Below are 21,172 nucleotides of genomic sequence, written 5' to 3' on the forward strand. Positions count from 1 at the left end.
CCGTTCCAGAGAGCCATGGAGGCAGTCGCGTGCATTGCCGACGAGACGCCGCCCTGGTCCGATATCCTGACCGTCACACGCGACCTGATCGGGGCCGACTCGGGCTCGCTGATCATGCTCGACGGTGGCGGCGACCTGCTGCATGTCAGCCACATCGGGCTGGCCGACTCCACGCTTCAAGCGTACGAGCAGCATTTCCACAAGCTGGATTTGCTCGCGCATGCCGCGGCAAAGCAGGACGCCGGCCAATGGATCGACACCGACGAAGCCATCGCGCGCCAGACGCTGCTGCGCTCGGAGTTCTATAACGACTACTTGCGCCAGCACGGCCAGAACCAGATTGTCGGGCTGCTGCTGGAGCGCAGCAGCACGCGCATGACCGCGATGAGCTTCCAGCGCGCGACGATCGAGCCGGGCATTCGCGAGCGACTGGGGAGTGGTCACATCGGTGAATATGTCCGCGCATTCCAGGCCGCGCTGGCGCGAAAGCAGCAACTGATTGCCGAGGACGTCGGCCTTCTGGCAGAAACGTTCGATGCTTTCGGCGAGGCAATCTGCCTGGTGTCACGCGGCGGGGCCGTCATTCGCATGTCGCCGCTATGCGAAACGCTGCTCGACAACCGGCAGGGCCTGACCGTCAGGCGGGGTCGCCTGTTCCATCCGAACCCCGCGGTGTACGCGCAACTGCTCGACAAGCTCGGCCTTGCGATTCAGGGCAGGATTCGCACGAAAGCAGCAATCGGCCTTTCATCGGGAGATACGCTTGTCGTCGATATCTCCCCGGCACCGAAGAAGCTGCAGATGGTTGGCGAACCCCTGGGGCTGGTACGCTTGCGCCGCAACACGGAAGGCCGGAACATCGATTTGTCCGCCCTGATCGCGACCTTCGGCATTACGCCGGCCGAAGCGCGCGTGCTGGCTGCACTGGTGAGCGGCCGTACGCCGCTCGAGTACGCAGCGGAACATGCCGTGTCCGAGAATACCGTTCGCAAGCAGATCGCCAGCCTCAAGATCAAGATGCACTGCAGCCGCGTTGTCGACCTGGTGCGAATGGCGATTCAATCAGCGACCTGAGCAGGTATCTTCGCGTGGGCCCAGGCCTTCGGCAGCAGAAAGTACTCCACATGCGATGCGGAAGTCTGCGCGTAACGGTCGCCTGGAGTGGTGGATCGGCTTGACAGGCTGAACAGCTGGAGCGTGCCGCGCGCTGCATCGAGTGTGCCGGACATCGCCGCCACGGTGCCCGCGCCCGGATCGGCGACCGCCAGCGACACGGCATGCCGCGAAGCAGCGGTCCCGCTTCCGCTGGTGATGAAACCCGTCACCGCCGCTTCATGCCCCTTGCGCAACAGCACGCCGGATGCCTCGGCAAACCCCGCATCAGGCTGCAGGCCCGCAACCAGCTTCAGCACCGTGCCGTCGGCACCGCACCATTCGCCGGCAAGAGGATGGTCCATGGTCACGCTGGCAGCGGCAGGCCGCACGATCGCGGGCGCAGGTGGTGGGTTGGCGTGCCTTCGGAAAGACAGCTTGTCGATGTAGTGGCCCGCAGGCATCAGCCCGGGAAAATCGCCCGACGCCATCAGCAGATGGGACAAGGTCAGGACTTCCTCGCCATCCACCACGCTGAGCTGGCCGCTCAGGCCGGACGTCCACTGCCAGCTCGGATCGGCCTGCTCGCGGCCTAGCGAATGCCAGCAGATCGACAGCGCGACCGGCTGGCCGTGGTCTGGGCCGGCTGCGTGCGCAGCGGCGAAGCCCGCGACGACATAGCTGCCGACAGAGCCGGTCGATGACCGGTAGAGGCCCCGCAAGGCTCCCGGGGCGGCGCCGTCCCCGACCGAAAGGGTCATCAGCGACCCGTATTCGTTGCGCCACGTTCCAGCAATCGACATCCGGTTGTCTCCTCATGATCGGGGTGCGGACAGCGAGCGCGTCGGTAGCCGCATTCCCTGGCGAACGCCGAGCATAGGTGAACGAAAGGCAACACGTCGTCGCACACGCGGGTAGTGCGGGGCCGGCAAGTGCCGGTGCCTACCCGAACGGGTAGTATCGTCAGGGAAGATGCTGAGGCAGACGCTGCGCTGCCATGCCAAGCTCGCGGCACGACTTGCCCTCCAGAATCATGAATACCCAAGACCGCGACGACGACAACCCTGCCAATGCCTGGATGTGGTTCGGGAAGCTCGCGCCGCCGCATACCCAGCTCGAAACCGTACCGCGAGATGCCTTGCTGGCAGACATGCGCGCGCACGCCACATGTCCGCTTGCGCTACTGGTTTCCGCACCCGGTTTCGGCAAGACCACGCTGCTCTCGCAATGGCGCAGGGCTCTGCTGCAGGCATCGGACAGCGCGTGCGTCGCATGGCTTTCGCTTGATGAAGCGGATGCCGAGGTCAACCGCTTTCTTGCCTACATGCTGCTCGCGCTGGAAGAGGCGGGGCTCGATATCGGCGGCCTGTCGCCGCTGGCGCGCTCCCAGCGGCTTGACGAGCAGCCCCAGCGTACCGTGGCCGCGCTGCTGCAGGTTTTGGCGCGGCACGGACAACCTGTGACGCTGATCCTCGACGACTACCATCGCGCGGAATGCGCCGCCGTTGACGAAGCGCTGCTGACGCTGCTCGAACGCGGTGGCCGCTGGCTGCGGCTCGTGGTGTCTTCGCGCAACCGGCCGTCATGGCCCCTGGCGGCGCTGCGCGCCCGCGGACTGGTGCATGAACTCGATGCAGCGAGCCTGACGCTGTCGATGGCGGAAGCCAGCCAGATCTTCGGTGCGGCGCTGGAGGGATCGGCGCTGGCCACGCTGCACGCCAAGACCGAAGGCTGGGCCGTGGCACTGCAGCTCGCGCGGTTGTGGCTGGCACGCGGCAGCGGCTCGGCCTTCGGGCTGCCATCGTTCTCGGGCCGGGTGTCGGAGGTTGCCGAGTACCTTGCCGAGCAGATCGTCGACAACCTGCCGGCGGACTGCCGCGAGTTCCTGCTGGAAACGTCGCTGCTGGAGCGCTTCAATGCCGATCTGGCCGACGTGGCGCGCGGACGCGACGACAGTGCCAGGCTGCTGGCCCGGCTCTCTCAGTTCGACGCGTTGCTGGTCCCGCTCGATCCCGGCCGCAGCTGGTTTCGCTATCACCTGCTGCTGGCGGACTTCCTGCGCGCGCGGCTGCCGGCCGCGCGCGCCAGAGAAATACATCGCGCCGCAGCGGTTTGGCTCGCGCGCAACGACGACCTCGTAAAAGCCGTCTCCCATGCACTCGCCGGCGACGATACCGCGCTCGCGCTGCGACTCGTGGTTGACGCAGGCGGCTGGGAACTGGTGTTGCGCAAGGGCATCCGCTACACCGAGAACCTGCTGAGCCAGTTCGACGAACTGGCCACGCGCGCAGAGCCCGAGCTGACGCTGATGCATGCCTACCTGCAAGCCAAGCTCGGCAAGGAAGCGCTGGCACTGGAGCTGCTGCGGCTGGCGCAGGTGGCGGCCCAGGATACGCCTGCGCTCAGGCGTGACTACGGCGCCATCGAGGCGATGGTCCATGTCTACTTCGACGTGTTTGACGACTACGAGCGCTGGCCGGTCACCGGCAATGCCGCGCAGCAGCGCAACCCCGACGATCCGCTTGCGCAGGGGATGCAGCTCTGCGCCAGGGCCGTGGGCTCGCTCGCATGGGGCCGCATGGACGATGTCGTGCAGGCCGCTCGCGCGGCGCGCGTGCAGATGCAACTGATAGCAAGCCCGCTCGGTGAAAATTACTGCCTGATGCACGAGGCGCTGGCGCTCGCCATGACGGGACAGATGGCATGCTCGCGCCAGCTCCTGAGCGAAGCGCTGCGACAGGCCGAGGCGAACTTCGGCACGGACAGCTCGCTGAAGGGCATCGTCGGCTGCTTCTGGGCGCAGCACCTGTACTGGCAGGGCGAATGGAAAGAGACCCCGCCATGGATCCGCGACGGCAACGCGACGCTGGAACAGACCGATGGCTGGCTCGACGTGTTCGCATCCCATGCGGAAGTCGCCTGGCGCACCGCATTGCGCCTCGAAGGTCTGCAGCCGGCACTGTCCGTGCTCGATGACGCCGCGCGCACGGGGCGCGAGCGCCATCTGGACCGGCTCCTGCATCTGGTGCAGGCATGGCGCGTGGACCTGCTGTCGCAATGCGGCCTCGCGGCACAGGCACTGCAGGAGGCCCGCGCCGCGGACCTGGAATCCGCTGCCGGACACTTGCCCGTACCGGGCCTCGGGTGGCGGCGCCTCGAAGCGGTCACACTGGCGCTCGCGCGGCTCGCGCTGGCAAACGGTGCTTCCGCGGCGGCGCAGGCACGCCTGGAAGCGGCAGCCGGCATGTTCGAGCAGGCCGGCCTGATGCTGCCCGCATGGCGGTTCCGGCTGCTCGCGCTGGTCGCGCGCCGCAAGGCGCAGGACGGCGACGTGGCACCCGCGCTCGTGCAGGCCGCCATGGCGCCCGTCGTCCGCTTCGGCTTGTCGGGGCTGCTGCTGGAGACAGGACCCGCAATCCTGCCGTTCCTGCCGGATGCCAACAGCGAGGCGGGCCAGTCACTTGGTGCTGCGGTATCGCAGCTGCGCGGCTGGCAGGCGCATCCGGTACGCCGGCGTGCGCAGTTCAGTGCCAAGGAGATGCAGGTGCTGGCGCTGCTCGCGAGTGGCCAGTCCAACAAGGCGATCGCGCGCGGGCTCGATGTTTCCGAGAACACCGTCAAGTTCCACCTGAAGCAGATCTTCCAGAAATTCGGTGTGGACAATCGCGCGGCGGCCGTGAGCCAGGCCATGCAGCAGGGGCTGCTTTCGCCATAGCCGCGCCGGCGTCAGCCCTCGCCCCGTTTCAGGGGTTGCCCTCACCAACCTACCCGGGCGGGTAGCCATCCGCCTCCCTGCCGCCAACTCCCACCTGCCGCCGCTGTTGAGCGGTTCCCCAGCTCTTCCTAGAGTGCCTGCCAACGGGCCGGAACCGACAGAGTTCCGCCTGTCAGGCAACCGGCGCGGCAACGCCGCCGCGCCCGAATTCTGCTAGGAGAAGCACTTGACGCAACAGCGCAATACCGTCCGCGTAGCCACCGACGTGGGCGGAACCTTCACCGACCTCGTCTATTTCGAGTTCGATCCCGCCACGGGCAGGCAACGCATCCGCACGGCAAAGTCCGACACCACGCCACCCAACTTCGAGCAAGGCATCCTCAACGTCCTGCGCAAGGCCGACGTCAATCTCGACGAGGTCAGCTTCCTCGCCCACGGCACCACCGTCGTGATCAATGCGCTGACCGAGCGCCGCGGCGTGCGCACCGGCCTCATCACGACCGAAGGCTTTCGCGATGTGCTGGAGATCGGGCGCGCCAACCGTCCCGACTTCTTCAACCTGAGCTGGGTCAAGCCATCGCCGTTCGTGCCGCGCTATCTGCGCCGCGAAGTGCCGGGCCGCATCCATTTCGATGGCGCAGAGCGCCAGCCGCTCGATCTGTCGGGGGTGGCGCAGATCATCGATGACTTCCGCCGCGAGGGTGTGGAAGCCGTCGCCATCTGCCTGATGCACGCCTACGCCAACCCCGCGCACGAGCAGGCCGTGCTGGCCGAAGTGCGCAAGCTGTGGCCCGAGGTATCACTCGTGGCCTCGCACCAGATCACGCGCGAATGGCGCGAGTATGAGCGCACCAGTACGGCAGTGCTATCGGCGTACGTGCAGCCGATTGCAGCGCGCTATCTCAGCAACCTCGAAGACGGCCTGCGCGCCAATGGCTACCGCGCGCCGCTGTATGTGATGCAGTCCAACTGCGGCGTCGACACCGTGGCGCGGGCACGCGAAATCCCCATCACCATGGTCGAGTCCGGTCCCGCCAGCGGCTTCTGGGGTGCAGCGGAACTCGGGCGCCTGATCGGCGAGCCGAACGTGCTCGCGCTCGATATCGGCGGCACCACGGCCAAGTGCTCGCTGATAGAGAACGGACAGGTCGCCATCAAGACGGACTACTGGATCGAACGGGACCGCACCAGCGCGGGCTATCCGATCATGGTGCCGGTGGTCGACCTGGTCGAAATCGGCAACGGTGGCGGCTCCATCGCCTGGACCGACGACTTCGCCAAGCTGCACGTCGGTCCGCAATCCGCCGGCGCATCGCCGGGCCCTGCCGCGTACGGCAACGGCGGCACCCGTGCCACGACGACCGATGCCAACCTCGTGCTCGGCCGCATCAATCGCGATTACTTCTGCGGCGGCGAAATCCAGGCCGACATGGGTGCCGTCGATCGCGCGCTGCAGCCGCTGGCCGAGCGTCTGGGCCTGTCGCGCGAAGAAGTGGCGCGCGGCATCGTGCGCATCGCCAACGACAACATGGTCAATGCGCTCAAGCTGGTCTCGCTCAATCGCGGCCACGACCCGCGCGAATTCACGCTGGTGGCATTCGGCGGCGGTGGTGCCATGCACGCGGTTGCACTGGGACAGGAGCTTGGCGTGAAGAAGGTCGTCATTCCGCGCGGCGCATCGGTGTTCTCGGCGTGGGGCATGACCATGTCGGACCTGCGCCGCGACATGTTCGCCAACCGCTTCTTCGAAGCGAGCCGCGACGGCGCGACAAGCGCGGCGCAGGCGCTGCTCGAAGAACTCGCGCAGTCAGCGCGGCAGCAGTACGCACAAGAGGATATCGACCCGTCCCACGTACGCGTGGCCCTGCATTGCAAGCTGCGCTACCAGAACCAGGAGCATGCAGTGGAGGTGCAGTTGCTGCCCGGCGAGCGTGTCGATACCGACTGGACGGCCATTGCCGAGCGCTTCCATGCGCTGTACGAGCAGCAGTACACGTACCGGCTCGATGCCCCGCTCGAGATCGTCGGCTTCCATGTCGTCGCGGTCGCCGAGATCGGCAAGCTCGACCTGGAAGAGCTGCCCGTCAGCGGCGCAACGCTCGACGCGGCCATCAAAGGCAAGCGGCTCGTCGACTACGCGCTCGAAGGCATCCACGAAGCCACCATCTACGACAGCGTCCGCCTGGAGCCAGGCATGGCCTTCGACGGCCCGGCCATTGTCGAAGACCCCGGCACGACCATCGTCGTGCATCCGGGCAACCGCGCCAGCGTCGACCGCCTCGGCAACCTCCACATCATCCTCTGAGGGCGAGGAAAACCATCATGAGCCGTACCGATATCTTCACGCTGGAAATCATCCAGAACTCGCTCCAGGCCATTGCCGACGAAATGTTCGCCGCCATGCGCAAGACCGCGATGAGCCCGATCATCTACGAGGTGCTCGACATGGGCACGGGCATCACCGATGCGCAAGGACAGATGGCGAGCTCAGGCTCCGGCATCCCGGCCTTCGTCGGCGTGCTGGACAAGGCCGTGCGCTGCGTGCTGGCGCAGCATTCGCAGCCCGGCGACATCGAGCCGGGCGACATCTTCATCACGAACGATCCGCACAACGGCGGCGTCACGCACCTGAACGACGTGGTGCTGACCATGCCGGTGTTTGCCGGCGACCGGCTGGTCGCGTGGACCGCCAATATCGCGCACTGGAACGACGTGGGCGGCATGGTGCCCGGATCGCTGAGCACCGATGCGACTGACATCTTCCAGGAAGGGTTGCGCCTGACCGGCGTCAAGCTGATTTCCGGTGGCAAGCCGGTGCGTCCGGTCATGCAGATCTTGCGCGCCAACACCCGCATGCCCGATTTCATGGAAGGCGACCTGTGGGCCGGCATTGCCGCGGTGCGCGGCGGCGCCGGTCGGATCGTCGAGCTGACGCGCAAGTACGGTGTCGATGCCTTCGTCGCGGCGATTGGCGACTTCATGGACCATGGCGAGCGCGTCTCGCACCATGCGCTTGCCGACGCGCCGCGCGGACGCTTTACGATGGAAGAACTGCAGGACGACGGCCAGACGTTCCGCGTGACGGTCGAACTCACCGGCAAGGAGATGATCGTCGACCTGTGCGACAACCCGGCCCAGGCGTCCGGCCCCACCAACCTGAGCCGCGACGGCACCATCGTGGCGGCGCAGATGGCGTTCAAGGCCGTCACCGCGCCACAGGCCGCGACCAATGGCGGCACGTTCCGTCCGTTGAAGGTGCTGACGAAGCCCGGAACGCTGTTCGACGCACGCATGCCGGCTGCGGAGGGCTTCTACTTCGAGAACCTGATCCGCGTCTACGACCTGATCCTGCGCTGCCTTGCCGCGCACATGCCGGAACGCCTGCCTGCAGGCAACTTCGCCTCAGTCTGCGCAACGATCATCGGCGGCGTGCATCCGGACACCGGCCGCGTCTTCACGCTGGTCGAGCCCGAGATCGGCGGCTGGGGCGGCGAGGCCGGCCGCGACGGCAACAGCGCGATGTACTCGGGCCTGCATGGCGAGACCTACAACTGCCCCGCCGAAATCTGCGAGGCCCGCTACGGGCTGTACGTCGATGGCATGGCGCTCAACGATGAGCCGGGCGGCCACGGCCAATACCGCGGCGGACGCGGCATCCGCATCGACTACCGCGTGCGCGCCGACGACACCTTCCTGACCTGCGGCTACACGCGTTCGCAAGTCCCGCCGTGGGGCCTTGCCGGCGGGCGCGACGGCACGCCGAACTATATCGAGGTGCTGCGCAAGGATGGCCGCAGCGAGCGGCACGCCATGGTCAGCGGCCTGATGCTGCAACAGGGCGACGTCATCCGCGTGCGTACCGGTGCCGGCGGCGGCTACGGCGACCCTGCCAGCCGTTCGCCCGAGGCCGTGCGCGACGACGTGCGCAACGGCTACCTGAGCGCGGCGCAGGCCCGTGAAATCTACGGCGTCACGGTCTGACATGGGCTCCGCCATCGAACCTATCGGAGTTCCCATGTTTGACAAGGACGTCTACCAGGCGCGCCGTCGCCAGCTGCGCGAGCGCGTCGGCACGGGTCTGCTGCTGTTTCCCGGCAACGACGATTGCGCCATCAACTTCGCGCACAACCCCTATCCATTCAGGCAAGACTCGACCTTCACCTACCTGTTCGGCATTCGCCGTCCTGGCCTGGCCGCATTGATCGACGCCGATAGCGGTGCGGAAACGCTGTTCGGCGACGACGCCACCGCTGACGACGAATTGTGGCTCGGTACCCAGCCTCGCCTCCATGCGCAGGCCGAACGTGCGGGCATTGCCAGTGTACGGCCGTTGTCGGAGATCGAAGCCGTGATCCGCACTGCCCGCAGTCAGGGGCGCACCGTGCACTACCTGCCTGCTTACCGGCACCAAACGACGCTCGATCTCGCCCGATGGCTTGAGCTGCCAGCGGCATCCATCACGGCACAGTCTTCCGTCGCACTGATCCGCGCAGTGGTCGCACTGCGCGAGATCAAGAGCGCGGGCGAGGTATCCGAAGTCGAAAAGGCGCTCACCGTGACGCACGCCATGCATCTCGCCGCCATGCGCATGAGCCAGCCGGGTGTGGTCGAACGTGAGGTAGTCGCGGAGATGCGCCGCATTGCGCAATGCCACGACGTGCAGGAAGCCTATGCGCCCATCTTCACGCGGCGCAAGGACGGGCTGCATGCGCAGGTCTATGACATGCAGCTTGCCGAAGGCGACCTCGTCATCAACGACGCTGGCGCATGCAGTGCGATGGACTACGCCAGCGACGTCACACGCACGCTTCCCGTCGGTGGCCGCTTCAACGCCAGGCAGCGCGAACTGTATGCATTGCTGCTGTCCGCCCAGCTGGACGGAATCGCCGCGATGCGCCCCGGCGTGCGGTATCTCGACCTGCACAAGGACGTGAGCACGGCGATCGTGCACGGCATGTGCGAGATGGGGTTCTTCCGCGGCAATCCGGAGGAGATCGTCGCGGCCGGCGCCCATGCCATCTGCTTTCCACACGGGTTGGGTCACCAGCTCGGCCTTGATGTCCACGACATGGAGGCCCTGGGCGAAGACCACGTCGGATACGACGACGAGGTGTCGCGCAGCGGCCAGTTCGGGCTGAGCTACCTGCGCATGGGCAAGCGCCTGCGCGAAGGCATGGTCATGACGATCGAGCCGGGCATCTACTTCATGCCGGCCCTGATCGACCGCTGGCGCGCCGAGCAACGGCACGCCGCGCACATCTGTTACGCGCGCTTCGACGCCTGCCGCGATTTCGGCGGCATGCGCATCGAGGATGTGGTGCATGTCGGCGGGGAGAGCGCGCGCGTGCTCGGCCCGCACATCCCGAAGACGGTGGCCGAGGTCGAGGCGGCCATGTCGTAGTCGATCCGTTCGTCGCAGCATCCTGCGGCACCCGGCCATTCCGCACGCCGCAGCGCTTTCCTACCACTGAGAGAGAGATCTTGAAGGCATCTTATTTGCCGCGCATTTGCGCGTCGGCCGCGCTCGTCCTGACGGCGGGCATTTCGGCCACCGCCCACGCCGACCAGTTCATCGGGTTCGCCCAGCCCGGCGCGCCGGGATCGTGGGCCATCGAGGCGTTTCCCGTCATCAACCGCAGCGCCGGCGGCAATGTCCGCGCTGGCGCCAATACCGTTCTTGCGTACTTCTCCAAGACAGGCTTCACCGGGACCACGCGCGACCAGATCGAGGTCTGGGCCGGTGCCATCCCGGGCTATGCCACGCCCGTCGGCGGCTCCGAAACGGCCGCAGGCATTGCATCGCCGAACATCGGCCTCGAGTACTACTACAACGTCGTGGAACCGAAGGGCGAGTATGGCTCGCCCGGCTACACCACGTTCTGGACGAGCCCGACATTGATGATCGAGTTCCCCAACGGGAACAAGGACGTATCGGGATTCGGCGCGGGTGGCAACCGCTATGCATACAGTTTCAGCATCGCGAACTATGTGCAGGTCGGCAAGTGGGGCATGACGTTCACGCCCGTGGGCTTGTACTACGCGGACCGTGCGCGCAATGCAACAGACATGGGCAATGGGGACTTGCGCAGGCTGCGCGGAGGCCTGAGTCTGTGGTTCGCGGACGTCGCCGCCGGCTATCAGGTATCGCCGTCGCTGTGGCTGGGCCTCCACCACATCTACAGCATCTACAGCCACAGCGCATCCGATTTCGCCGAGTCGCGCGAGGGCAAGATCGGCCCGTCGATGACCTACACGGGCCTGGCGAAGTACGGCGTCTTCATCTCGGCGAACCTGAACTTCGGCTACTACCACTCGGCCAACCTGCCGCACGCTAACTCACTGACCATGGCGCTCGTAAAGAGCTTCTGACGGAGGCACCACCGCATGAACACAAACCAACCTGCACAGGCCGTCGACGTACCGGTCTCGGTGCGCTGGCTCAACCCGATCGGATCGCCGGCGTTCGACCAGCCTATCGCCGACCTGCTTGGTGGAATCAAGCAGCCCGGCACACAAGTCGAGGTGGTGTCGTTTGACATGACCCCCACACCCAGCCATCTCGAATATCGCGCGTACGAAGCGCTGATCTACGAACGCACCGTGCGCGTGGCACGCGACTGTGCACGCAGCGGCGTCGATGCGCTGGTGGTCGGCTGCTTCTATGACCCCGCGCTCGAAGATGCTCGCGAAATCTCGGGTGACACCGTCGTGGTCGCGCCGTGCCAGGCCAGCCTGCAGGTCGTGGCGAACCTCGCTAATCGCTTCTCGGTCATCGTGGGCCGCAACAAGTGGATCGAGCAGATGACGGCGCGTGTGCGCGACTACGGCGCCCTCGACCGGCTAGCGTCGATGCGTGCGCTCGGCATGGGCGTGGACGAGTTCCAGCGCGACCACGCCGTGACACGCCGCCGCATCATCGAGGAGGCGAAGCGTGCCGTCGAGCACGACGGCGCGGAGGCCATCATCCTCGGCTGCACGATCGAGTTCGGCTTCTTCGAAGCCGTGCAGGCCGAGGTGGGCGTACCCGTGATCGATCCGGTCGTCGCGGCTTTCAAGATGGCCGAGGCATTGGCTGGCATGAAGCGGCGCTTCGGCTGGACCCCGAGCCGGGTCGGAAGCTGCGAGCCGCCGCCCGAGGCCGAGATCGAGGCGTTCGGGCTGTTCAAGGATCCGGTGCCCATCGCCAACGTCGTGCGGGCCTGACCAACATACGCGAAGAGAAAGAGGAGACATCTCCATGAGCGAGCTATCGCCAAGCCTGGCGGACGCTGTGCGCAATGCGCCGTCGCACCGCACACTGCCAGCCACACACACGACGGACTCCATTGCCGTCGGCAAGCTGTTCGAACAATTTCCGCTGACCCGCGAACACCTGAAGAGTTGCCTCGCGCTGTTCATGGTCTTTGCCATCGAGGCGTGGGAGATGATGATCATCGTCTACACGGCGCAGCTGATCGGCACGGAGTTCCAGCTCGACGCCGCGGCGCTTGGCAACCTGATCGGCGCGATCTTCGTCGGCATGCTGATCGGCTCGCTGTGGTGGGGCAAGATCTCGGACCGGATCGGCCGCAAGCGCTCGATCATCCTGAGCCTCGTGCTCTACGGGCTGATTTCCGTTGCCAGCGCCATGGCTACGAGCTACGGCATGCTCTACGCGCTGCGCCTGCTCTCGGGCGTCGCGGCAGTCGGCATGATGGTGGTGACGTTTGCCCATTTCGAAGAACTGCTGCCGGTGAAGGCGCGCGGTACCTGCACCGTGTACCTGGCATCGGGCTGGCCGATCGGGATGCTGATGGCGCTGGGCCTGTCGACGTGGCTGCTGCCGTGGGGCTGGCGCGGCATCATCGCCGTGAGTTCGCTCGCAGCGGTATGGGCGTTCGTCGTGGCGCGGTGGGTGGAGGAATCGCCGTACTGGCTGGCCGCGGTTGGCCGCGACGACGAGGCAAAAGCCGTGATCGGCAGGCTGAGCCGCGGCGCCGTGATCGTGCCGCCCTCGACGCGGCTGCACGTGGAAAAAGGCGCGCATGGCGGCACGCACCGCGAGCTGTTCTCCGGGCCGGCGCTGCGCATCACGCTGCTGCAGATCGCGGTCAACTTCACGTTCTCGTGGGGATACTGGGGCCTGCAGACCTGGCTGCCAACGCTGCTCCAGCAACGGGGCCTGAATCTGCCGCAAAGCTATGGCTTCATCGCGATCTCGGCAATCTGCATGATCCCGGGCTACATTGCCGCGTCATTCCTGACCGGCAAGTTCGGCCGCAAGCGCGTGATCGTCGGCTTCGTCGGCATGGCCGTGATCGCCGGCTACGTCTTCGCGAATGCGCAGACCATGGCAATGCTGTACGTGGGCAACTTCGCGCTGGCCTTCTTCAGCATGGGCGCCTGGGGCGTGTGGGATACGTGGATCGGCGAGCTGTATTCCACGCGGCTGCGCACGCTGGGCTACAGCTGGGCCGTGTTTGCGCAACGGGTCGCCAATATCGCGGCGCCCAGCCTGATCGGCATGCTGCTGGTCCGCGGCTGGTCCTTCAACACGACGACGACGATGATCAACGCGTTCATGCTGGCGACGGTGCTGCTGGCACTGTTCATGCCTGAGACTGAGGGCAAGGAATTGGACTAGCGTTGCCAGCGCAGCGACTGCGAGCAGCCAGCTGGCACGTCGCTGCCGGCAGTCATCATCCGGCCGCGCTGTTCAGGAAAGGGGATCGAGGCCTGCCTGCGCCAGTTCAAGGCGATTGCCGCCCAGCGACTTCGCGCGATACAGCGCCTGATCCGCCGCAGCCAAACCTTCCACCAGCGCGGGCACCTCGTCCTCGAAATGGGCCAACCCAACGCTGACTGTCGCCGGTATGCCCAGGTTGTCGGTACGGCTCGAAGTCGTCTCGGCAAAAAGCCTGGCAACGGTCTCGCCCAGCGACTGGGCGCGCATGGCGTCATGGCCAGACAGCAGCGCCGCAAATTCTTCACCGCCGATGCGGGCGAGGATCGCGTCGGGGCCGACCACGCTGCGGGCGGTGTCGGCGAACGACTTCAGCACCTTGTCGCCGGTCTGGTGGCCGTACAGGTCGTTGATGGCCTTGAAATGGTCGAGGTCGAACGCGAGCACGGAAACCGGGCCGCTTGCGCCACCGTTGAGGATGCGGGTGCCCTGTTCGAAGAACCACCGGCGGTTGCCGAGACGGGTCAGGTAGTCGGTCTGCGATTCGAGCAGGAGCTGGCCGTGGGTCTCCTCGCGGACCAGCCTGATCAGGGCCATCGGCAGGAGCACCGAGTACAGCACGCCCTCGTAGAGCGTGACATTGCTCGCGATCGCGTTGATGGACGGCCCGTACGCGGCCACAAGCCAGGGCAGGACGAACGCCCGGCCCGTGTAAAGCACGGCGTGCACACCGGTCACCGCCACAACGATATACCGCGAATGCAGCGGCTTCATCGCCTCACAGCGCAGCATTTCCCACGCCGTCGCGGCGCTTACCAGCGCGAGCGGAAATGCGCTGATGTAGCACCAGATGACGTCATGCCAACGCGCACCCGCGACAATCCACACGAGTGCCATGGCGACCAGCAGGCCGAATGAGGCGGCACGGTAGCGCCGGCCGCGCAATGAGGCGACGCCACCGAGGACAAGCAGGTAGCCGCTGAGCATGATGAGATTGGCGACGGCGGAACCGAGCACCTCGGGCAGGCTGCGGCGAACCAGCACCACCGCGCAACCGACGGCGAGCGTTGTGAACCCCGTTGCAAGGATCCGCAACGACTGGCTGCGCCCGGGATTGGCCCTACGCTCCCAGAACATCATTGCGGCACTCGCGAGGAGTGTTCCGATGGCCAGAAAGTAAAGGGTGAGAAGGTCGACGTGCATCCCAAATGTAAAGACATTGCACCGGCAGATCGGCGGCGGCGGGGGAGATTTTACGTGGGAAGTATGGCAGGTAGCCTGGAGGGGGCTTCTGGTCGGAGCTGGGGTGGGCGGAAAAACCAAAAAAATCTCCCCCCGATGTCACATTCAAGGGGCCCTGGCTCGTCATGTCGTCGTAACCCTGACAAAACGGAGATACCACCATGACCGCCAGTTTCGACCCGTTCACCGCCGCCCCCGCCCAGATGAAGTCCTGGATGGGCACATCGCTCGCCGTGGCGGGGAGCCTGGAACCAGGCCTCGTGTCGCTCATTGAAGTCCGCGCGTCCCTGATAAACGGGTGCGCGAACTGCATTAACATGCACACTGTCGACGCCCGCGCGAAAGGCGAGACCGAGCAGCGCCTCTACCTGCTCTCCGCGTGGCGCGAAGCGCCGTGCTATACCGAGCGCGAACGCGCGGCACTCGGCTGGACCGATGCGCTGACGCGGCTGTCGGAAGGCCACGCGCTCGACAGCGCCCGAGCCGCACTCGATGAACATTTCTCGAAGGAGGAGCAGGTGAAGCTGACACTCATGATCAACGTCATCAACGGGTGGAACCGCCTCGCGGTCGGCTTCCGCATGTGGGTCGATCCGGCAGCGGCCAAATCGGCCGCCAGGGCAGTCGCCTGATGACTGACGCCAATCTGGCGGATGCCGCGGCAAGCTTCGAGCCGCTGCGGCGCACGCTGATCCGGGTGGGATACCGCATGCTCGGTTCGGTCGCCGATGCCGAGGATATCGTGCAGGACGCGTTCATCCGCTGGGTGAACGCCGAGCGCGCCGAGGTGCGCGTGCCCGAAGCGTTCCTGCGCCGCATGGTCATGCGGATGTGCCTGGACCAGCTCAAGTCCGCGCGCCACCAGCGCGAAACCTACATCGGGCCGTGGCTGCCCGAGCCAGTCGTCGAGGAAGACGAGCAGGAGGACGTCACGCTGCCGCTGATGCTTGCGCTCGAACGGCTGTCGCCGCTCGAACGCGCGGCGTTCCTGCTGCACGACGTGTTTGGCCTGGAATTCGACGAAATCGCGGCGACGATCCAGCGCGAGCCGGCCGCGTGCCGGCAGTTAGCGGCGCGCGCGCGTACCCATGTACGCGAATCGCGCCCGCGCTTCCAGGTCGAGAAGCAGCGCGGCATCGAACTCGCGAAGGCGTTCTTCGATGCCTCGCGCAGCGGCGACATGAGTGCGCTCGGCGCCATGCTGGCCGCGGACGTGAGCCTGCATGCCGACGGCGGCGGCAAACGATCGGCGGTCGGAGCGCCGGTCTTTGGCTTCGACGACGTGATGAGACTGCACGCGAACCTGTCGGCGTACTTCCAGAAGAACGGTTCGACACTCGTGCGAGCGGGCTTTATCAACGGGCTGCCCGGCATCGTCACGCTCGAGGCCGATGGCGAGCTGCAGACGACCGCGCTCGACATCGAGGATGGCAAGATCACGGCCATCTATGTCGTGCGCAATCCGGACAAGCTGCGGCATCTGCATTAGCGTGCGCCAACTGGCGGTGTGCGCACGCCGCCACCAGTTCAGGACGCGGGTTGTGCCTGCGGAAACTTCCAGCGGCCGTCGAGGATCTCCGCATGCGGCAAGTAGAAGCGCACCATGTAGTTCCATCCCGGCATCGTGGGCAGGCAGTTCGGGGTATCCGGTGCGCAATTGCCAAAGCGGATTGACACCGTGCCGTCCGGCGCTGCATTCGCGGTCAGGTTGTTGATGGTGTACGCCTGCTGCGTATTGGGCTCGAAGTACCCTGCCGCGTTGTAAACGCTGATTGACCAGAAACCGTCCACCGGTACGCGGGGGACGTCCAGGCGATAACCGGTCTTGCCGTCGTTGCGCTCGGGACTGACGATCAGGTAGAACGCGTCGCGTTCGGGTATGCCGCCCCAGGCAATCGCGCTGCCCACCAGATGGCGCACGGGATTCACCTTGCCGGGCGCGCCGAACATGCCGCGAGAATCGGGTACGGTGGTGCCGAGCGTCACCAGCGCATGCCGAAGGGCATCCTGGCTGGCCATGTTCCATGCGGGGACCTCGAAGCGGCCGGGGCCACCGGGCTGGCTGACGGCAATGGCGTCCTGCATCGCGCGCGCAAGCCGTACATCGTCGGCGCTGCGGGGATCCACCATCGTGCGCACACCAACCAGCGCATAGCGCGTGCCGACACTTTCTTTCGTCAGCACGTAGCGCCCGGCAGTGTAGTGCACTGCCGCAACGTAGTGATCCTCGTTGAATACCGACATGGACATGTAGCGGTGCCCCGCATCGGGCATCGACACCGTGACAGGTCCGGCATCCAGATCGAATACCGCGCTGGAGTAAAGCGTGTCACGATTCCCGCGCACCACGGTCTGCGCCTCGACCGGCATCACGGTTCGCGCGTGCATAAAGCGGCCGAGGGCGCCGCGCTTCACCACGCGATCGAAGTAGCGGTCCGATTCGGCACGCGCGAAGTTGTCGACCGTGACCGCCACTGGCGTGGCGGACTGTGCGTGGGCCGTCAATGCGGCCGCACCGATCAGCGTGGAAGCGACCACGCCGCGGAATCGTTGTTTCATCTGCTCTCCCTTCCAAGGGTTCGTCCGATGCGCCGCAAGCGCCCTTCTTCCGCTGCCCTGGCTAGTCAATCCGGACAAGCGCCGGCGGATAGGCATTGCCGTTCGCGACCTCGGCATCCGGGCCGTAGTACCGGAACGTCAGGTTGTAGCGGCTCCCGGCGGGAGTCGGCAGCCAGTTCGATCGCGGCGTACCCGACGGCAGCGTGGGGGCGTAGACGATCGTCAGCGAACCGTCCGCGTTGTACTTCAGCGGCGACTCTTTGTTCAGCAGGAAGCGGCTGATCGGATTCGGAATGACCTTGAAGTCTTGCGCATCGACCGCTATGACCGACCAGAAGTACCTTGCATGCTTTGACGGAAGGGCCGCGGCCGGGAACGTCTGAGAGAAAGCCTGGCCGCCGTCGAGTCCACGGTTGCCGAAGTAGGTCACCTCGGCGCTATTGTTCGCCCAGATGCCGACTAGATTTGCAACCGTACGCGTCTTGTAGTCGCTGCCGTAGTTGCCGACCATCGACGGCCGAACCCAGTCGTTGCGGATCGTCCCGAGGTTCCTCATCTGTGCCTGAAGTGCTTGCCAGCCCTGCCCGCGGATCACCTGATCGACGCGCGCCCGTCCGGATGAACCAGACCGTGCGAGCGCGGCGACCGAAGCCACCTGGCCGCGGATCGCCGCCATGCCAGCGTTGATGTCCGGCTCGCCGCTCAGGATGGCATCGGCCCAGTCGAATACCTCGGCACCGGGCAGGTTCCTGTTGGTGAAGGCCGGCACCTGCATCGGCGTATCGATCTTCGGCTGCCCCAGGGGCGTCAGCCGGAACTGGTGCTGAAGGCGCGCAGCGCCGGCAGGGTCCGCACCCAGTTCGATACGAGCCAGCACGCGGAGCGTCCTGGCCGGTAGATCGACACGCTGCAAGCCCGCCGGCACGCTGACAGCGGCGCCTTTCAGGCAGAGGGCATAGCCACCATCGGGATGAGACGGGTAGGTCCGATCGTTGATATTGACCACCGTCTCGCCCCAGCCATTGAGCATGTGCCAGGTGTAATAGCGCCCGTTGACCTTCGGCATGTCGAGCCGCACGCATGTCTTTTCGTCAACGGCAACCCAGGCTTCCGAGTAGGCGACATCCAGGTTCGGGTTGGACCACGCAACGGCGCCGGGCTCGCGGTGAACGAGGTGATTCCACTGGAACCCGTCACGCTCAAAGTCGAGCCGCTGCTGACGGAGAATCAACACACGGCCCAGCAGGTAAAGATACGCATCGCTGATCTGCTGATCCGTCGGCGCGGTGGACTGCCTCACGGACGGCTCGCCTGCGCCACCCTGCGGCGCGGATGGGGCCGCACAGGCTGCAAGCAGGAACAGCGCGGCACCGGCGGTTGCTGTCGCACGAAAGGCTTTCATCGGTCGTCTCCTCATTGCGCGCAATAGCCGCCATCGACCATCAGGCTTGTGCCGACGATGAACGATGCATCGTCGCTCGCAAGAAACAACACGGCCTTCGCGACCTCATCGGCCCGACCCAGCCGGCCGATCGGATGCGCCGCCACGAGACGCGCACGCGCTTCCTCGCTGGCTCGCTCGATCAGCGGCGTTGCCACAAAGCCGGGGCATACGGCGTTGACGCGAATGCCGTCCTTCGCATGCGCGACGCCGAGCGAGCGCGTCAGGTTGACCACGCCGCCCTTTGCCGCGTTGTAGGACGCCGCGCCCGGCATGCCGACATGGCCAAGTATTGACGCCATGTTGACGATCGCGCCGCCGGTGCCCTGCTTCTTCATCTGCATGATGGCCAGCTTGTTGCTCAGGAAGACGCCGGTCAGATTGACGTCGATCATCTGCTGCCATTGCTCGACACTGACGTCTTCGACCGGTGCGGACGGATGCGCGATGCCGGCATTGGCAACCATGATGTCGAGCCGCCCGAACCGGTTCACGGTGTCATCGATGAGCCTGCGCGTGTCGTCCTCGCGCGACACGTCGACTTCGCTGTAGTGCGCGGCCAAGCCGCTTGCGCTCAGTTCACGCGCGAGCTTCTCGCCAAGCGCCGAGCGGTCGGCAATGACCACGCTGGCACCTTCCGAAGCAAACAGCCGAACCGTTGCCTCGCCAATACCGCTGGCACCGCCCGTCACGATGGCGACCTTGTCCTTGAGCTTCATGTCGATGTACTCCATTCAGTCTGTGGTTGCCGGCTATGCCGCCGTAAATCCGCCGTCCAGCACCAGTTCGGCACCGTTCATGTAGGACGACTCGTCCGAAGCGAGGAACAGAGCGAGGCCGCCGACTTCATCGGCCGTGCCCAGTCGGCCCATCGGCGACATGACCTGGCCGAGATCCTGCTTGCTGCGTCCCGCCGTGCCCGAAGCGTAGTCGGCCATCGCCGTATCGATAAGGCCGGGATGGATCGAATTGACCCTCACGCCCTTCGCGGCATACTCCAGTGCTGCGCCCTTCGTCATCGCACGCACGGCACCCTTGCTGGCGCTGTACATCGTGGACCGCGGCGAGCCGACCAAGCCAGCCACCGAAGATACGTTGATGACCGATCCCTTCCCGGCGCGCGCCATCAGCGGCATCACGTGCTTCATGCCAAGGAACACGCCCGTGACGTTGATCGCCATGAGGCGGTTCCACTCGTCCAGCGTCGTTTCGGCAAGCGGCTTGAGCACGAAGATTCCCGCATTGTTGAAAAGAACGTCGACCGTGCCGAATGCCTCGACCGTAGCGCCGACGACTTGCGTCCACTGCGTTTCGCAGCCCACGTCGTGCGCCAGTGCCATGGCACGCCCGCCGGCTGCGTTGATCGTGTCGGCGACTTCCTGCGCGCCGTCGCGGTTGATGTCGGTCACCACAATGCTCGCGCCTTCGCGCGCGAAACCAAGCGCGGTAGCGCGGCCGATACCGCCCGCAGCACCGGTGAGAATCGCAATCTTGCCTTGCAGTCGCATGTCAGTACCTCTTATCGGTTGTCGCTCTGGAACGCCGCCGCGAGTGCGGCCGCCGTGTCGTCGAGTGCCTGCCTGCCCTTGTCGAGTACGCCCGGCATCCAGCAGAAGCCGTGGATGGTGCCGTCATACCGCTTGCACTCCACCGGCGTGCCGGCCTCTGCAAGCCGGCGCGCGTAGGCCTCGCCCTCGTCGCGCAGCGGATCGAACTCGGCCGTGACCACGAAGGCCGGCGGCAGGCCACGATGGTGTTCGGCGCGCAATGGCGAGGCGTAGGGATGCGTGCGGTCGGCATCGCCCACGTAGTGGTTCCAGAACCAGACCATGCTGTCGCGCGTGAGCAGGTAGCCCTCGGCGTTCTCGCGGTACGACGGCGTGTCGAGCGCGCCGTCGGTCACCGGGTAGAGCAGCACCTGAAAGCACGGCTGCGGGGCGGCGCGGTCACGCGCCATCAATGCGACGACTGCCGCGAGATTGCCGCCGGCGCTATCGCCACCCACGGCAATGCGGGTAGCGTCGACGTGCAGGGCACGCGCATTGCTCACGAGCCACTGGAACGCGGCGTAGGCGTCCTCCGCTGCAGCGGGAAAGCGGTGTTCGGGTGCCAGTCTGTAGTCGACCGACACGACCACGCAAGACGCGCGGGTAGCAAGGAGACGGCATGGCACATCGACCGTGTCGAGGTCACCGACGACCCAGCCACCACCGTGGCAATACACCAGCGCCGGAAACGGGCCGTCCCCGTGGGGTGTGTAGATGCGAACCCGGATATCGCCGGCGGGCCCGGGTATCGTGATTTCCTCGATCTGCGCGACGGCCTCCGGCGCGCCGGCCAGCGGGCTGAAATCGAACGACTGCCGGGCCTGCTCCGGTGTGCAGGTATGCAATGGCGGCCGCCCGGCCGACGCAATCATGTCAAGGAGGTAACGGGCCTGCTCGTCGAGCGCCATGGTCTC

At 65.9% G+C, this 21,172-nt stretch carries 17 protein-coding genes; 10 read left to right on the forward strand and 7 right to left on the reverse strand.

What is annotated here, in order from left to right:
* The first annotated feature begins 15 nt into the window (after nucleotides 1-15).
* The gene (locus tag KHO41_RS09995; RefSeq protein ID WP_211953127.1) at nucleotides 16-1,074 is read left to right on the forward strand and encodes a helix-turn-helix transcriptional regulator; all 1,059 of its coding nucleotides are present in this window, start codon (nucleotides 16-18) and stop codon (nucleotides 1,072-1,074) included.
* On the opposite strand, the gene KHO41_RS10000 is transcribed toward KHO41_RS09995, so the two are convergent.
* Entirely contained in the window at nucleotides 1,059-1,895 is an 837-nt protein-coding gene (locus tag KHO41_RS10000; protein ID WP_211953128.1) for an avidin/streptavidin family protein, read from the reverse strand. The two genes, KHO41_RS09995 and KHO41_RS10000, sit on opposite strands and share 16 nt — an antisense overlap.
* A gap of 230 nt (nucleotides 1,896-2,125) precedes the next feature.
* On the opposite strand from KHO41_RS10000, the gene KHO41_RS10005 reads away from it, so the two are divergent.
* The 7 genes from KHO41_RS10005 to KHO41_RS10035 all read left to right on the forward strand — a co-directional run bounded on the left by KHO41_RS10005 (nucleotide 2,126) and on the right by KHO41_RS10035 (nucleotide 13,430).
* The gene (locus tag KHO41_RS10005; RefSeq protein WP_211953129.1) at nucleotides 2,126-4,807 is read left to right on the forward strand and encodes a LuxR C-terminal-related transcriptional regulator; all 2,682 of its coding nucleotides are present in this window, start codon (nucleotides 2,126-2,128) and stop codon (nucleotides 4,805-4,807) included.
* Between the two features lie 226 nt (nucleotides 4,808-5,033).
* Nucleotides 5,034-7,112, forward strand: a complete 2,079-nt coding sequence (locus KHO41_RS10010) for a hydantoinase/oxoprolinase family protein (protein ID WP_211953130.1) — start codon at nucleotides 5,034-5,036, stop codon at nucleotides 7,110-7,112.
* Between the two features lie 17 nt (nucleotides 7,113-7,129).
* Entirely contained in the window at nucleotides 7,130-8,788 is a 1,659-nt protein-coding gene (locus KHO41_RS10015; protein WP_211953131.1) for a hydantoinase B/oxoprolinase family protein, read from the forward strand.
* A 34-nt stretch (nucleotides 8,789-8,822) separates the two neighbouring features.
* Nucleotides 8,823-10,208 (forward strand): aminopeptidase P family protein, encoded by a 1,386-nt coding sequence (locus KHO41_RS10020; RefSeq protein ID WP_244873771.1) that lies wholly within the window; start codon nucleotides 8,823-8,825, stop codon nucleotides 10,206-10,208.
* 80 nt (nucleotides 10,209-10,288) lie between these two features.
* Entirely contained in the window at nucleotides 10,289-11,176 is an 888-nt protein-coding gene (locus KHO41_RS10025) for a hypothetical protein (RefSeq protein WP_244873772.1), read from the forward strand.
* 15 nt (nucleotides 11,177-11,191) lie between these two features.
* Entirely contained in the window at nucleotides 11,192-12,010 is an 819-nt protein-coding gene (locus tag KHO41_RS10030; RefSeq protein WP_211953133.1) for an aspartate/glutamate racemase family protein, read from the forward strand.
* A 34-nt stretch (nucleotides 12,011-12,044) separates the two neighbouring features.
* Complete coding sequence (locus KHO41_RS10035) at nucleotides 12,045-13,430, forward strand: MFS transporter (RefSeq protein ID WP_211953134.1); 1,386 nt, start codon at nucleotides 12,045-12,047, stop codon at nucleotides 13,428-13,430.
* 72 nt (nucleotides 13,431-13,502) lie between these two features.
* Here the strand turns inward: KHO41_RS10035 and KHO41_RS10040 are convergent, their stop codons facing one another.
* Complete coding sequence (locus KHO41_RS10040) at nucleotides 13,503-14,672, reverse strand: GGDEF domain-containing protein (RefSeq protein WP_211953135.1); 1,170 nt, start codon at nucleotides 14,670-14,672, stop codon at nucleotides 13,503-13,505.
* 200 nt (nucleotides 14,673-14,872) lie between these two features.
* Between KHO41_RS10040 and KHO41_RS10045 the strand changes: the two genes are divergently transcribed.
* The gene (locus tag KHO41_RS10045; RefSeq protein WP_211953136.1) at nucleotides 14,873-15,343 is read left to right on the forward strand and encodes a carboxymuconolactone decarboxylase family protein; all 471 of its coding nucleotides are present in this window, start codon (nucleotides 14,873-14,875) and stop codon (nucleotides 15,341-15,343) included.
* On the forward strand, nucleotides 15,343-16,200 hold the full coding sequence (locus KHO41_RS10050) for a sigma-70 family RNA polymerase sigma factor (protein WP_211953137.1): 858 nt from the start codon (nucleotides 15,343-15,345) through the stop codon (nucleotides 16,198-16,200). Before KHO41_RS10045 ends, KHO41_RS10050 begins: the two co-directional genes overlap by 1 nt.
* 38 nt (nucleotides 16,201-16,238) lie before the next feature.
* On the opposite strand, the gene KHO41_RS10055 is transcribed toward KHO41_RS10050, so the two are convergent.
* From KHO41_RS10055 to KHO41_RS10075, 5 genes are all read right to left on the reverse strand, one after another.
* Nucleotides 16,239-17,270 carry a DUF1254 domain-containing protein gene (locus KHO41_RS10055; RefSeq protein ID WP_244873773.1) on the reverse strand — a complete coding sequence of 344 codons (1,032 nt, stop codon included), beginning with the start codon at nucleotides 17,268-17,270 and terminating at the stop codon, nucleotides 16,239-16,241.
* 61 nt (nucleotides 17,271-17,331) lie between these two features.
* Nucleotides 17,332-18,672: a DUF1214 domain-containing protein gene (locus tag KHO41_RS10060; protein ID WP_244873774.1), complete on the reverse strand. Its 1,341-nt coding sequence runs from the start codon at nucleotides 18,670-18,672 to the stop codon at nucleotides 17,332-17,334.
* Between the two features lie 11 nt (nucleotides 18,673-18,683).
* A complete protein-coding gene (locus KHO41_RS10065) occupies nucleotides 18,684-19,430 on the reverse strand; it encodes an SDR family NAD(P)-dependent oxidoreductase (protein WP_244873775.1) in 747 nt (248 codons plus the stop codon).
* Between the two features lie 33 nt (nucleotides 19,431-19,463).
* Nucleotides 19,464-20,219: an SDR family NAD(P)-dependent oxidoreductase gene (locus tag KHO41_RS10070; protein ID WP_211953141.1), complete on the reverse strand. Its 756-nt coding sequence runs from the start codon at nucleotides 20,217-20,219 to the stop codon at nucleotides 19,464-19,466.
* A gap of 11 nt (nucleotides 20,220-20,230) precedes the next feature.
* Nucleotides 20,231-21,166, reverse strand: a complete 936-nt coding sequence (locus KHO41_RS10075; protein ID WP_211953142.1) for an alpha/beta hydrolase — start codon at nucleotides 21,164-21,166, stop codon at nucleotides 20,231-20,233.
* Nucleotides 21,167-21,172 lie beyond the last annotated feature (6 nt).

Source organism: Cupriavidus numazuensis, assembly GCF_905397435.1.
GTDB lineage: Bacteria > Pseudomonadota > Gammaproteobacteria > Burkholderiales > Burkholderiaceae > Cupriavidus > Cupriavidus numazuensis.